Below are 12940 nucleotides of genomic sequence, written 5' to 3'. Positions count from 1 at the left end.
AAACTTGATAAATCAAGTATAGTTTTATTCCACAAGCTCCCTCTTAATTCTAAAGAAATTTTTCTCTAACAATTCAACAAGTTTATCTTACCCAATCAATTTATTGCATAAATTAGGCAAAATGATAAACTTACAAGAAGTATCGCATATAATATTTTAATTTATAAAAACAATTCATCATCATTCCTGTTAAATAAATCTCTCATATCGCAAAGCTTCTCTCATTTCAGCAACTCTTTTAAAGCCAACAAAATATTCGCTTCCATGAAACAAGCAGCAAAAATATCATAAAACTCTTGAAGAAAAGGATATGCACATCTCTAACAACCCGTGCACTGAAGTCCCTCTCCTATCCTAAAATAAAAATATACCTTATGTTTTAAAAAAAGAACTATCGCAATATCTTAAACTGACAAAAAGTATCATGGGGAGCGCGTGTTGCCCCCAAATACACAGAGAGCAAAAAGCCGCAATATTCTTTGCTTTAAAAGCATAAAAATGGCATTTTTTTCTGCTGCAAAATCGCAACCACCATGTATTTTTCCTGTCCCAAGTAAAAAAACAAATCTTACTGCGCCTTTTAAAGAAACATCTCTCAAAGAGCACCCAATCCCATTTCGCGACGACGCCCGTGAATGGTATAACGGTAAATCTATTGAGCACCTCCATCTTTACGCTTATGAAGGAGCAAGCTGGCACCATCACACACTTTGCCAGCTCGTGGATGTTTGCGACAAACCTTGGCACTTAAAACGGTTCATAAGAGCCATATTTAATCCTTTCTTATACAAATTTGATCCACACCACTCATCCCACTTGTTATGTGCAAATGAGTGGTTTTGATTGATGCAAGATAAACAGATTTGAAATGAGAGAATTTTACGTTATTTGAGCGTCTCAATTCAATATGAATTACGCTAAATTATCATTATAAATCAATACATTGCTTTTTTTAAAAAACTTTTATAAAAAAACTGCGCCACGAGAAACTGAAGAATGGTGCTAAATTCCTGCAAAAGCATATAAGACAGTTTTCAACAGACGAGCCCCTTTACGGACAAAGCATATTTTATAGACGAGATTTATTTTATCAAAAACAATTTTAAATTCGACAAAATGAAAGGAACCAAAAAAAACTTTTTGCGTTACCCCAGCAGTGAAAATTTTCACTCCAATGCAAATGATCACTATGAACACACCAATACAAATATAATGAATCAAGAGAGGGAAAAAATATCATGGCCATGAATAAAACAACGCCGCACAATAAAACAGCTTCAGAAAAAGATCTACAAGGACAGTTAGAAAAATTACGCAATGAAATTTCAGGGATTACCTCAACCCTGACAGATCTGGGGACAAACAAATTCAACGCCGCCAAAGACAAAGCAGAAAAACTATATCACTCAGCGAAAGAAAGTGGTGAAGACATGATGTCTCAAGCAAAAGACAAAATCAGTGATCTTGAACAAACTCTGAACCAATGCGTTCGCAAAAATCCTGGCAAAAGCGTTCTTTTTGCAGCAGGCGTTGGTTTTATTCTTTCTCAATTACTGCGTCGTTAAGCAATGCACAAGTTTATCGCTCCTCTTTTAAACCATCTTGTCGGTGGAGGGCTTAAAAGCACAGTCAAGCAAGTACGCCTTCAAGCAATTTTCTATGGGTTTATTGGCATTTCATTCTTCATGTCTTTGCTTTTTTTATGTACCATCGGTTTTATTGCGTTATGTTCTGTTATGAAGCCTCTTGCTGCCGCTAGTATCATGTTTTTAATTTGTCTTTCTCTTGCAGGATTAGGTCTTATTATGAGCCGTGTACTCAAGGCTTATCAACGCTATGACCAACAAAAAAAGACAGAAGAACAACGCCACAAACTGATGACAGATGCGACTGTTTCCAGCCTTGCAGCTCTCAGTCAACATCTCCCTTTTGCCAAATTGAGTGTTCCCATTCTCGGACTTGCAACTTATTTCCTGTGGAAAAAAGATAAAAAGGACAGCTTTTCAAATTAAAATATGTAAAGCTGCCCCTTAATCCCCCCCCCAAGAGTGCTTTCTTATATAAAAAAGAAAGCACTCTTTCTTATAGTCTTTTTAGTTTTTTCGATAACATGAGGGAGAATTCCCTTCATTGTAGCTAAAAATTCCATAGATTTGATTAAATCCCTTTCAGATTGCACCCCATGTTTCATGAACATCGCAACGTTAAGCAAAGCTTGCGTTAAAAGTTCTCATTTAATAAGTTGAAGCAACTTGTTGTTTTTTGGAATTGACCTCCTCCCCACACCTCAAAGGATGGGGGATCCTACCAGCCATCGGGCTGTCAACAGTCCAGTTTCTCACGGAGCAAGTTCGACCAGCTGATCACACATGCGATTTACTTCATAAGCGTGCAAGGTTTTGATTTATAATGATAATGAACTGTTTTGTATATTGAATGAGAGCCCCGAATATCGTAAGATTCTTTCATTTCAAACCTATTTATCTTGAATCAATCAAAACTATTCGCTTGCACGTTACAAGCGGGATGAGTGTGTGGATAAAATTTGTATAAGAAAGGACTAAACATAGCTCTTATGAACCCTCTCTAGTGCCAAGGTCTGTCGCAACACCCACGAGCAGGCAAAGCGGGTGATGATGTCGGCTTGTTACTCCATAAGCGCGTCAGACAAACCCTACCCTAAAATACCACGATATCTAAAAATACTTAATATGCAAAGCTTTTCATGCCTTCTATCATCGCTTTACACAACGGTATTTACGGCATAATAGGATAAATTAAATTAGGAAGTACGAAGAATTTAATTCACCGTATAAGTATTTTAGAACCCCTTCTGTTAACGCAGTTGGTTTTTTATTTTTTTGCCATTGTGTCTCCCTCTCTTGGAAACAACTCGTAGCTTTGAAAAAAGCATGTCAAGGTAAAAGCAATACAAAAATATTCAACACGATAAAACTAGGGTTTGCAATTTTCTTTCTAGTTTTTTCGATTAACACCTATGATACCTATAAAGTGCTATTTATACCCCCTATAAGCTTTCTCTTTAATCATGATTTCAAAGTTGCGTGAGAAGGACAAGAAAAGCCTTTTGGTTATTGGTTAAGAGCACGTGCGCCTAATGGTGTGCTTTTACAGGGTGCCCTTGTCTCTCCCTCCAAAAGCTTGGTAATTCCCTTTCATTAAATGCGGGTCTAATGTCATGATTTTGGGGGGCGATTATTAAGAGTTTGAGAGACAAAAAGCTTTTCATTTAAAAAGCAAAACGAAATGACATAAGCCGAGGAAACGCACTCCCACATAGCGCTGTAGTAAACAACCTATACGCAAAAAGCAAGCTTTAAACCCAACAATTTTCCATAACGAGCGTTGTCCATCAAGATCTATATGGATTGTGATCAACTTTTACCTGTTAAGATTCGCAGTAGAATATTGTCTTCATTAAAATTAAATAGCGCTTAAGAGGACGCTTTATCAATAATGGTCAATGGGATTATAGCTTCCGTGATCTCTTCGCCAATCTTCAGGTGTTTCAAATTTGCTTGACCACAAGCCTCTTTTTGCTTTTTGAGCAGCAGATTGTAAGTTTTTATAGTCTGCGGGTGATGGGAAATTATGCTGATCTTTTGTCAAAACCATTAAGCCTTCTGTCAGCCCCAACCGTGCAAGATCAACCCCATCCACAAAACATTGTGCATAATGAACCTGTTGAATGACACGTGCTTGGCGACACGTAACATTTTTATCAATTGTTTTTGAGACAAGCCACGCGGTGACGAAAGCACCACATGGCCACTTAATTCCATTGCGTAAGGCAAACTGTCGTGTTTCACAGGATTCCACACCATATAGTCGAATATTGCGGACGATCTTTTTTCTCCATCCCTCATCTACGAGCGTGATCATTTTAAAGGTAACACCACTCGTTACCTGTATAGCACCTGAATAGACTGGTACATTTTCTTCATAAAATTGTGATGCGAATGGTTCTGGGTGCAAAGCCGCATCTTGTTGGTTTACATCGTGTTGGTTTTTGTAATCGGTCAATTTTAACTTTGGATTTTGAACAGTGGTTTCTATTGTTTTTTCTGGTCCTTTAAAAAAAGAAGATTGCATAAATTTTTCAGTATGCTGATTCAAATAAAAGATTACAGCAAAAATAATAATAGACGTTAAGATAAGATATTTAAGCACTAATCGAAAACATTTTAAAAGTATCATTTTGAATATTACTATATTTTATTGTTCATTAACTGAGAAAAGATTAAATATTGTTAATTTATAGATAGAAAAATTTATTTTTTTCATTTATATGATTCCCGATTAATATTTTAGTTATTAATTTTATGATTAACTTAAACATAAAGCGGGGGAATTTTCATGAAAAACATGAATTATTCGTTCAGTCGTGAACAAACCTTAGAAAAAGGTCTTTTATCCAATACACAAAAGAAATGGTTAACAACAGCATTGATGTTGTTTATTGCCTTCATTGTACTGAGTGAACCAGCATTTGCCGCTGGTGACTTCGGAAAAATTGAAGGCGCTCTTGATAAAATAATTAAAGCTTTAACAGGAAAAATTGCAACATCAATTGCCACCATTGCGGTTGCTGGTATTGGGCTTGCCTGGATTGCTGGTTATGTTGAAATGCGTAAAGCTTTTTTTGTTTGTGTTGGCATCGGCATTGTTATGGGTGCATCGCAAATCGTATCAATGTTGTCCAGTTAAACTTTGCCTTTCAAAGCCATGAAAGAGCACGAAAAGCTAACAGAAGATACGCTATTTCTTGCTTGCACACGCCCTGCCATGATTGCAGGCGTGACGGTGGAAGCTATGGGATTAAATGGGATAGGAACGATGATATTGTTCATTATGGCAGGCAATATTTTTCTTCTAACCTTTGGTGTGATGCTGCATTTCATATTCAAGGAAATCCTAAAGCATGACCATAACAAATTTCGTATTCTTCTGACATGGCAAAAGACAAGTATTTTTGCCAGAAACTCTAGTCTATGGGGTGGGGGAAGTATTTCTCCATTACGATTAATTCGTAATTATGAGGAATTATAATGAAAACAACAGAGCGCAAGCGTGAAAAGCAGCCAGAGGCGATTATCCCTTACGTGCGCCATGTTAACAAGCATATCATTGCGCTGGATTCACGCGCTCTCATGAGCGTTATTAAACTTGAAGGGATTAACTTTGAGACAGCGGATATTATTGATCTGAATGTGCTTCACGAACAGCTCAACAATCTGTTTAAAAACATTGCGGATGAACGGATAGCGCTTTATAGCCATATTATCAGAAAGCGTGAAACGATTTATCCGGATGGTACTTTTAGATCAGCATTTGCCAAGCAATTAGATGATAAATATCGCGAGAGGATGGTTTCTCAGGAGCTTTATCGCAATGATCTTTATCTTTCGATTTTGTGGAATCCACACGTTGATCAAACGGATAAATTAGTGGAGTTTTTCAAACGTTTAGGCAAAGCCAAGCAAGAAAAGACAGAAGTTGATGCAGAGTCCGTTCGCAAACTTGAAGATATTACCACAGATCTTATTCAAAATTTAGAGCGCTATGGTGCAAGAAGATTGAGTCTTTATGAACATGAAGGCAATATTTATTCGCAGCAAAGTGAGTTTATCCACCAATTGGTGGGAGGTCGTCGTGAACGTATCCCTCTCACATGGGGAACGATAGCTTCGACTGTTTACTCAGACCGTCTTATTTTCGGGAAAGAGATCATAGAAATACGCACTGAGTCAGGACAGAGATTTGCGGGCATGTTTGGCTGGAAAGAATATCCAGCAAAAACCAGGGTAGGCATGGCGGATGGTTTGCTCACCCTTCCCTTTGAATTTATTTTCACCCAATCTTTTGTTTTCAAGAGCAAAAATGCTGCCAAACAGATTATGGGGCGCAAACAGAATCAAATGGTCAATGCGGGAGATCGAGCAGGTTCACAAATTATGGAACTGGATGATGCGCTTGATGATCTTGAATCCAATCGTTTTGTTTTAGGGGAGCATCATTTATCATTGGCAGTTTTTGCTGATACGCCGCAAGAGTTAGCGGATAATCTTGCCAAAGCGCGTTCTCGTCTTACAGATGGTGGGGCTGTCATTGCGCGGGAAGATTTAGGGTTAGCGGCGGCTTGGTGGGCACAATTGCCTGGCAATTATGCTTATCGCACGCGTTCTGGTGCGATAACAAGCCGCAATTATGCAGCGCTTTCTCCATTTCATTCCTTTCCGGTTGGGAAAATAGATGGCAATGTATGGGGACCAGCGGTCGCACTAATGAAGACCTCTGCTGGTTCACCATTTTATTTTAACTTTCACTTTGGAGATTTAGGCAATACGTTTGTTTGTGGTCCCTCTGGTTCTGGGAAAACGGTTATTGTTAATTTTCTTTTAGCGCAACTTCAAAAGCATGATCCCAATATGGTCTTTTTTGATAAAGATCGCGGAGCAGAACTTTTTGTGAGGGCTGGTGGTGGCACTTATATGCCTTTGAAGAATGGTAAACCAACGGGCATAGCGCCGCTTAAGGGTTTAGATTATAACAATCCAGCAGATAGAGTTTTTTTACGGCAATGGATTATCAAGCTTGTTTCTTCTGAAGATCAAAAGATCAGTGAATCAGAAAGACAAGATATTTCTGCTGCTGTTGACCAACTTGCCTTACTACCCAAAGAACAACGGACAATATCGGCCTTACAAATGTTTTTTGACACCACGCATAGAGAGGGGATAGCGGGTCGTTTAGAGAGATGGTGTAAAGGCAATGCTTTAGGGTGGGTTTTTGACAATCCTGATGATGACATTGGCATTGATGCAAAATTTATTGGTTATGACATGACGGATTTTTTAGACAATAATGAAATTCGTCCACCCTTGATGATGTATCTTTTTCATAGGATTTTGTCTTTGATTGATGGGCGTCGTATTATCATTGTCATTGATGAGTTTTGGAAAGCGCTAGAGGATGATTCCTTTAAAGCCTTTGCGCAAGACAGGCTGAAGACTATTCGTAAACAAAATGGTTTGATGTTGTTTGCAACACAATCTCCCAAAGATGCGATTAATTCAACCATTGCACACACCATTATAGAGCAATGTCCAACACAGATTTATTTTCCCAACCAGAAGGGGAACCATGGGGATTATGTAGAAGGTTTTAAATTATCGGACAGAGAATTTAACCTGATACAAGCAGAATTAAGCCGTGAGTCACGGCGTTTTCTCATCAAGCAAGGACAAAGTTCAGTTGTCGCAGAACTGAACTTACGGGGCTTTGATGATGAAATAGCCATTTTAAGTGGCACCACCAAGAACATTGAACTTTTAGAGACCATTATAGATGAAGTTGGCAAATCTCCAGAAAAATGGCTTCCTCTTTTCCAAGAAAGGTCAAAACAATGAAAAAACTTTTATTGGCAACAGCCCTTTGCGCAATTTCTTTTAGTTTAACAACCAATTCATTTGCACAATTGGCTACATTCGATCTTCAATCTTTTAAACAAGGGCTTGAACAGCTTAATCAATTGAAAGGTCAGCTTAAACAATTGCAAGATCTCGCTAAATCCTTAAATGTCAAGCCTGACATCTCTGGATTAAAAGACATGTTTAACAAGCAAGGGAACAGTGGCGCCCTCCCTTCTGACTTTAACCACTTTCAACAATCGATGGGCGGCGGCAGCGGTGGCGGCGGTGGTGGCAGCAAAAACACGCAAAAATGGCAAGAAGAACTCTTATACAAAGAGCCCTCAGGGGGCGCTGGATCAAAAGAGGCAGCAGATGCTTTTTACGCACAGGAAGTGAAAAAAGCCGAACAGCGCATAGTAGGAGAAGCGGCAAAAGGCCAAGATGTCTACGAAGAAGCCAGTGAAACACAAAAAAACATTAACAAGCTCCTTGACGAACTTGGAAGTACTGAAGATGCGGGTAAAATTCAAGGCATTCAAGCAAAATTAGCAGCGGTACAAGCAGACCTGCAAGCAAAAATACTCCAAATGCAAGCCGCCATGATGATTCAACAAGCAGAAGAAAAAGCGGCAGAAAGACGTGAAATGGAAGAATTTAAAGCACGAACCAAAGCTTTAGCCCAAAAACTGCGTGGTCAATAAACGAAAAAGAGGGATTTGAATATGAACAAGATCATCATAACAACATTGCTACTTTGCACAGGGCTCATCACGGCTGGATGTGAAAAAACCTACAGCGTAGAAGAATTTAAAAAAGATAAAAAATTATTTGAAGAATGGGCTGTGAGATGTGGATGGTCAGGAACTTCAAAAAATTGTGAAAATGTAAGAGTAGCCGATCACGAACTTGCGGCAGAACGCAGGAAAAAGGCTGAAGAAGAAAACCGTAAACGTAGAGAAGAATGGGAAAAAAAGCAAAAAGAAGAAGAAGCTAAAAGAAAAGCTGAACGTGAAAAATGGGAAGCCGAAGCTGGAAAACGGGCAGCTGAATATGAAAAACGGAGAGCTGAAAATGAAGCTAAAGGACGCGCTTATCTTGAAAAACTACAGCGAGAAATAGACGAGAATCTCCGTAAATTATCTGAAGCTGAAGAAAAAGCCGAACGAGAAGCAGAAGAGCGCGCTAAAGCAAAACAACAACAGGACAGTCATTAATCATGAATAAAGTTCTCATAACAACATTGCTACTTTGCACAGGGCTCATCACAGCTGGATGTGAAAAAACCTATAGCGTAGAAGATTTTAGAAAAGATGAAAAATTACGCCAAGAATGGGCAGCTAGATGTGACGGAGCAGGAGATTCGATAAACTGCCAAAACGTACGAATAGTACTACGTGAAAATATGCGAAAAGACTTTCGTGAGTTTTATAATCGTTTTTACGGAAATAAAAATAAGCAAAAAACAAAAGAATAAGACAAAGGCAATAACTAAATCAGTAAAAACATTTATGGCAACATTATGTCTCTGCCCTAGATTTATCATCACTGGTTATAAAAACAGAACATAGCAGAATTTAAAGATTGTGCTCAAACATCAAAAACTGAAAGAAAGAAGGGGAAATATCTATGAATAAAGTTCTCATAACAACATTGCTACTTTGCACAGGGCTCATCACAGCTGGATGTGAAAAAACCCATAGCGTCGCAGAATTTAAAAAAGATGAAAAATTACGCTTAGAGTGGGATGCGAAATGTGGATTTGCAGGAACTTCAAAAAATTGTGAAAACATGCGGTTAGCATTTTTAGAACTTGAAAAAGAATATGAAGCAAAAGCAGCGGAAAGAAGCCGTAAAATTGACGAAGAAAATCGCAAATCAATGGAAAAATTGAAAGCTGAAATGATGGCCGATCTTGAAAAAAGAGAAGCTGAATATCAAAAAAGGCAAGCTGAAAAAAAAGCAAAAGAGCGCGCTGAACAACAACAAAATAATGATTAAATTATAAAAATACACAACGAACAGTGGAGCATCTAAATGGCAATAATAACCAAAGGCGTATTTTCTTATATCGACAATATGTTAATGAATCCCATTACAAAAACAATGGATAACATCTATTGCGCTTTAGCTGCTCAACTTAAAGAACCTTACAGACTATACAATAGATTTATGGCAACATTATGTCTGTGCTCTAGATTTATCATCACTGGTTATAAAACAACCGATAACACAAGCATAATTTAAAGATTGTGCTCAAACCTTGTAAAACTGAAAGGAAAAAGGGGAAATATTGATGAATAAAGTTCTCATAACGACATTACTACTTTGCACAGGGCTCATCACAGCTGGATGTGAAAAAACTCACAGTGTAGCAGAATTTAAAAAAGATGAAAAATTACGCCTAGAATGGGATGCGAAATGTGGATTTGCAGGAACTTCAAAAAATTGTGAAAACATGCGGTTAGCATTTTTAGAACTTCAGAAAGAATATGAAGCAAAAGCAGCAGAAAGAAGTCGTAAAATTGACGAAGAAAATCGCAAATCAATGGAAAAATTGAAAGCTAAAATGGAAGCCGATCGTGCAAGAATGAGAGCTGAGACTCAAAAAATTCTCGAAAAACAAAGAGCGGAAACACGCGCTGAAGAAGAACGAAGAGCAAAAGAGAGCGCGGCAGAAGAACAAAATAATCATTAATACACGATAAATAGCGGAGCATCTAAATGGCAATAATAACCAAAGGCGTATTTACTGACATAGATGATATGTTGATGAAGCCCCTTACAGATACAATGGATAAAACCATTTCACATCTTTCGTCAGGTTTAGGTGCTCCGCTTAAACTGTCTTGTACAATCTACATTATATTTATGGGCTACAATATCATCTATGGGCGCTCTTCCATGCCCTTATGGGAATTTATAGTGACAACTTTCAAACTCGGCATCGTTGTTTCACTTGCCACAAAGGCTGCTCTTTATAATGAGTGGGTCAGTGGTATATTTTTCCATGATCTGCCGAATGCCATTTCAAATGTCACACAAGGAGCACATGTGGATCGAAATGTATGGGACAATATGATGAACCAAGCTGGAGCACAGGTTTTGGACGCAGCAAACCAGTACACAGGTCTGACTCAAATGGGGATGTTTATTGCGACATGGATTGCTGGTTTTATCTGCCTAGTAGTTGCTGCCTTTTTTTGTCTAGTCGGTTTTGTTGTTTCATTATTTGCTAAATTGGGTTTGTTTCTTGTCCTATCAATAGGACCACTCTTCATAAGCCTCTATATGTTTTCCTCAACCAGAAAATTCACAGAAGCATGGTTAGGGCAAGTTGCAAACTTCATCATTTTATATGTGTTAGTCGTGCTGCTTGGTGGTTTATATGTTAACATTTCAATGAACGTTTTTTCAAGAGGTATTGACAATATCTTCACTACTTTAATTCAGTTCTTGGTTGTTGGTCTTGGTGGTATTCACCTTTTCCTCAGACTCCCTGATATCGCATCAGCTTTAGCCTCTGGGGGGGCTTCTCTTACAGGATCAGGACCAGTCGCTAAAACAACGGCTCAACTAACAGGTAAAGCTGCTAAAGCAACAGCCAACACGATAATGAAGGGCGTTAAAAAACTAGCATCACTATTAAAAAAGGTCTAAGTTCAAATGCGGGAATTAAAAAAAATTGGGGTAATCTTGCCGTTTCTCTTTCTCAGTGGCTGTGTGTCTTCACCAAACACACTGAAGTCGCTGCCAAAATGTGATGGATATTCTAAACGTCCACTCAACAGATCAATGTGGAATTGGGAAGGGAAAAATCCCACGCCAACGCCCATCATCATCAGTAACAACACCACCCCATCCGTGAAAGAGGGCAAATTGGAAATGCTGCTCACACAAAAATTAACGGATGAAGAAATAAAATCCTACAAAGATTGCGGAAAAAAGGCATGAAAGAAAAAGACGTAGAACAATATATTGCCGAAGCGCGCTCGTTTGATCAAGACCGCATGCTCGCTTCACGCCGCACCACCCGCGTCTCCCTTACCATTGCCGGCATCGCAGTTGCTGTTGCAATAATGTCTTCTCTCGCGGTCATCACCCTCACGCCCCTTAAAACCGTGGAACCCTTTGTCATTCGCGTCGACAATTCAACCGGCATTGTTGAAGTCGTAGAAGCCTTAAAAGAAGGTCCCACAAACGTCGACGAAGCCATCACACGCTACTTCGCCGCAAAATACGTCCGCTGCCGTGAAGGTTTCACCACAGAAGAAACACAGCATAATTTCCAAACCGTCTCTCTTCTCTCTTCTTCTGAAGAACAGCAAAGATTCGCCAGCTGGTATGGAGCAAGAAACCCCCAAAGCCCTCAAATTCTCTATAAACATGCCGCCGTTACAATAACAATAAAATCAATCTCCTTTATCAATGATGATGTCGCACAGGTACGCTATTACAAAACCGTCCGTGATAACGAGAACAACAAAGAATTTATCACACACTGGGTCTCAACACTTACCTTTGAATATATCAATGCCCCTATCTCTGTCCAAAACCGTTTAATAAATCCTCTAGGGTTTATTGTTAATGAATATAGAACCGATCCGGAAGTGGTCAACTGATCATGAAAAAAAAATTTCTTTTTCTCATTCTCAACATGGCTGTTGCCTTTTCTTTGATGAATATAAGCCATGCCAGTGTTTTTCCCACCCGCGCGCCAAGCGATAGCCGCATTCGCTTTATTAATTATGATGCTTATAATGTCACAAAAATTATTGGCTCCATACGCTCATCCGTACAAATAGAATTTTCTGCCAATGAAGAAATTGCTCATGTAGCGATTGGCAACAGCGTTGCATGGGAAGTTGCACCAGCGGGGAATATTCTTTTCCTCAAAGCGCGAGAAGTCCAACCCATTACCAATCTCCAAGTCGTCACCACAAAGCTTGATGGCTCAAAGCGCTCTTATCAATTTGAACTCATCATTAAAGATGGAGAAATTTCCTCTGGACAAGAAACATATTTCCTTGTGAAATTCCGCTACCCACAAGAGGAAGCAGAACAAAGAAGACTTGCAGCCCTTATGCGACAAGAAAAAAAACAATCCCAACAGATTGATGGTATCTTCAACGCTTCTGAAACCTATGGACCACGCAATTGGGCTTACACCGCTCAAGGCTCTATCACTCTTGAACCCTCCTCTGTTTATGACAATGGCAAAACAACAACATTTACATTTCCCGACAACCAAGAAATCCCTGCCATTTACATTGTCAACAATGATGGTACAGAATCGCTGGTTCCCAAAACCACAAGAGGCAACATGGTGATTATCCATGCCATTAGCGCACGCTTCACCCTAAGACAGGGAAAAAATGTCCTATGCGTCTTTAACGAAGCCTATCAACCCAAAGGCGTTAATCCAGGAACCGGAACCACCTCACCAGCTGTTGAACGTAAAATTGCATCAGATCTTTAAATAAGCGGGAATTGAAGGGGACAAAACATGA

14 protein-coding genes and 2 pseudogenes are annotated in these 12940 nt (G+C 39.0%); 14 read left to right on the top strand and 2 right to left on the bottom strand.

Annotated features, from left to right (window positions below):
* Positions 1-572: 572 nt before the first annotated feature.
* A pseudogene (locus ACFIMW_RS05575) lies at positions 573-770 on the bottom strand (integrase); the annotation flags it as partial.
* Positions 771-1238: 468 nt separating this feature from the next.
* On the opposite strand from ACFIMW_RS05575, the gene ACFIMW_RS05570 reads away from it, so the two are divergent.
* A complete protein-coding gene (locus tag ACFIMW_RS05570; protein WP_375608122.1) occupies positions 1239-1565 on the top strand; it encodes a YqjD family protein in 327 nt (108 codons plus the stop codon).
* 3 nt (positions 1566-1568) lie between these two features.
* The gene (locus ACFIMW_RS05565; RefSeq protein WP_375608121.1) at positions 1569-2012 is read left to right on the top strand and encodes a hypothetical protein; all 444 of its coding nucleotides are present in this window, start codon (positions 1569-1571) and stop codon (positions 2010-2012) included.
* A 1459-nt stretch (positions 2013-3471) separates the two neighbouring features.
* On the opposite strand, the gene ACFIMW_RS05560 is transcribed toward ACFIMW_RS05565, so the two are convergent.
* On the bottom strand, positions 3472-4218 hold the full coding sequence (locus tag ACFIMW_RS05560) for a nuclease (protein ID WP_375608120.1): 747 nt from the start codon (positions 4216-4218) through the stop codon (positions 3472-3474).
* Between the two features lie 159 nt (positions 4219-4377).
* Here ACFIMW_RS05560 and ACFIMW_RS05555 point away from each other — a divergent pair, with 159 nt between their 5' ends.
* From ACFIMW_RS05555 to virB9, 12 genes and pseudogenes are all read left to right on the top strand, one after another.
* Positions 4378-4728, top strand: a complete 351-nt coding sequence (locus ACFIMW_RS05555) for a TrbC/VirB2 family protein (RefSeq protein ID WP_375608119.1) — start codon at positions 4378-4380, stop codon at positions 4726-4728.
* A gap of 18 nt (positions 4729-4746) precedes the next feature.
* A complete protein-coding gene (locus ACFIMW_RS05550) occupies positions 4747-5070 on the top strand; it encodes a type IV secretion system protein VirB3 (protein ID WP_375606511.1) in 324 nt (107 codons plus the stop codon).
* On the top strand, positions 5070-7430 hold the full coding sequence (locus tag ACFIMW_RS05545; protein WP_375608118.1) for a VirB4 family type IV secretion/conjugal transfer ATPase: 2361 nt from the start codon (positions 5070-5072) through the stop codon (positions 7428-7430). Before ACFIMW_RS05550 ends, ACFIMW_RS05545 begins: the two co-directional genes overlap by 1 nt.
* Positions 7427-8134 carry a type IV secretion system protein gene (locus tag ACFIMW_RS05540; RefSeq protein ID WP_375608117.1) on the top strand — a complete coding sequence of 236 codons (708 nt, stop codon included), beginning with the start codon at positions 7427-7429 and terminating at the stop codon, positions 8132-8134. The genes ACFIMW_RS05545 and ACFIMW_RS05540 overlap by 4 nt, the downstream gene beginning before the upstream one ends.
* 21 nt (positions 8135-8155) lie before the next feature.
* Positions 8156-8461 (top strand): annotated as a pseudogene (locus ACFIMW_RS05535) (EexN family lipoprotein); the annotation flags it as partial.
* Between the two features lie 188 nt (positions 8462-8649).
* Complete coding sequence (locus ACFIMW_RS05530) at positions 8650-8907, top strand: EexN family lipoprotein (RefSeq protein WP_375608116.1); 258 nt, start codon at positions 8650-8652, stop codon at positions 8905-8907.
* 152 nt (positions 8908-9059) lie between these two features.
* On the top strand, positions 9060-9431 hold the full coding sequence (locus ACFIMW_RS05525) for an EexN family lipoprotein (RefSeq protein WP_375608115.1): 372 nt from the start codon (positions 9060-9062) through the stop codon (positions 9429-9431).
* Between the two features lie 295 nt (positions 9432-9726).
* Positions 9727-10128 carry an EexN family lipoprotein gene (locus tag ACFIMW_RS05520; RefSeq protein ID WP_375608114.1) on the top strand — a complete coding sequence of 134 codons (402 nt, stop codon included), beginning with the start codon at positions 9727-9729 and terminating at the stop codon, positions 10126-10128.
* A gap of 26 nt (positions 10129-10154) precedes the next feature.
* Entirely contained in the window at positions 10155-11090 is a 936-nt protein-coding gene (locus ACFIMW_RS05515; RefSeq protein WP_375608113.1) for a type IV secretion system protein, read from the top strand.
* A gap of 6 nt (positions 11091-11096) precedes the next feature.
* On the top strand, positions 11097-11384 hold the full coding sequence (locus ACFIMW_RS05510; RefSeq protein ID WP_375608112.1) for a type IV secretion protein VblB7: 288 nt from the start codon (positions 11097-11099) through the stop codon (positions 11382-11384).
* Positions 11381-12052 carry a virB8 family protein gene (locus ACFIMW_RS05505; RefSeq protein WP_375606522.1) on the top strand — a complete coding sequence of 224 codons (672 nt, stop codon included), beginning with the start codon at positions 11381-11383 and terminating at the stop codon, positions 12050-12052. Before ACFIMW_RS05510 ends, ACFIMW_RS05505 begins: the two co-directional genes overlap by 4 nt.
* A 2-nt stretch (positions 12053-12054) precedes the next feature.
* Complete coding sequence (gene virB9 / locus ACFIMW_RS05500; RefSeq protein ID WP_375608111.1) at positions 12055-12909, top strand: P-type conjugative transfer protein VirB9; 855 nt, start codon at positions 12055-12057, stop codon at positions 12907-12909.
* The last annotated feature ends 31 nt before the right edge of the window (positions 12910-12940 follow it).

It is taken from the genome of Bartonella sp. AC329YNZD, from assembly GCF_042196685.1.
Classification (GTDB): domain Bacteria; phylum Pseudomonadota; class Alphaproteobacteria; order Rhizobiales; family Rhizobiaceae; genus Bartonella.
This window is presented reverse-complemented; position numbering and strand designations above follow the sequence as displayed.

Bases quoted from the DNA above. Each gene is read 5' to 3' on its own strand.
- ACFIMW_RS05570 (WP_375608122.1), top strand. From the start codon at position 1,239: ATGGCCATGAATAAAACAACGCCGCACAATAAAACAGCTTCAGAAAAA.
- ACFIMW_RS05550 (WP_375606511.1), top strand. From the start codon at position 4,747: ATGAAAGAGCACGAAAAGCTAACAGAAGATACGCTATTTCTTGCTTGC.
- ACFIMW_RS05515 (WP_375608113.1), top strand. From the start codon at position 10,155: ATGGCAATAATAACCAAAGGCGTATTTACTGACATAGATGATATGTTG.
- ACFIMW_RS05525 (WP_375608115.1), top strand. From the start codon at position 9,060: ATGAATAAAGTTCTCATAACAACATTGCTACTTTGCACAGGGCTCATC.
- ACFIMW_RS05565 (WP_375608121.1), top strand. From the start codon at position 1,569: ATGCACAAGTTTATCGCTCCTCTTTTAAACCATCTTGTCGGTGGAGGG.
- ACFIMW_RS05540 (WP_375608117.1), top strand. From the start codon at position 7,427: ATGAAAAAACTTTTATTGGCAACAGCCCTTTGCGCAATTTCTTTTAGT.
- virB9 (WP_375608111.1), top strand. From the start codon at position 12,055: ATGAAAAAAAAATTTCTTTTTCTCATTCTCAACATGGCTGTTGCCTTT.
- ACFIMW_RS05560 (WP_375608120.1), bottom strand. From the start codon at position 4,218: ATGATACTTTTAAAATGTTTTCGATTAGTGCTTAAATATCTTATCTTA.
- ACFIMW_RS05545 (WP_375608118.1), top strand. From the start codon at position 5,070: ATGAAAACAACAGAGCGCAAGCGTGAAAAGCAGCCAGAGGCGATTATC.
- ACFIMW_RS05520 (WP_375608114.1), top strand. From the start codon at position 9,727: ATGAATAAAGTTCTCATAACGACATTACTACTTTGCACAGGGCTCATC.
- ACFIMW_RS05510 (WP_375608112.1), top strand. From the start codon at position 11,097: ATGCGGGAATTAAAAAAAATTGGGGTAATCTTGCCGTTTCTCTTTCTC.
- ACFIMW_RS05505 (WP_375606522.1), top strand. From the start codon at position 11,381: ATGAAAGAAAAAGACGTAGAACAATATATTGCCGAAGCGCGCTCGTTT.
- ACFIMW_RS05530 (WP_375608116.1), top strand. From the start codon at position 8,650: ATGAATAAAGTTCTCATAACAACATTGCTACTTTGCACAGGGCTCATC.
- ACFIMW_RS05555 (WP_375608119.1), top strand. From the start codon at position 4,378: ATGAAAAACATGAATTATTCGTTCAGTCGTGAACAAACCTTAGAAAAA.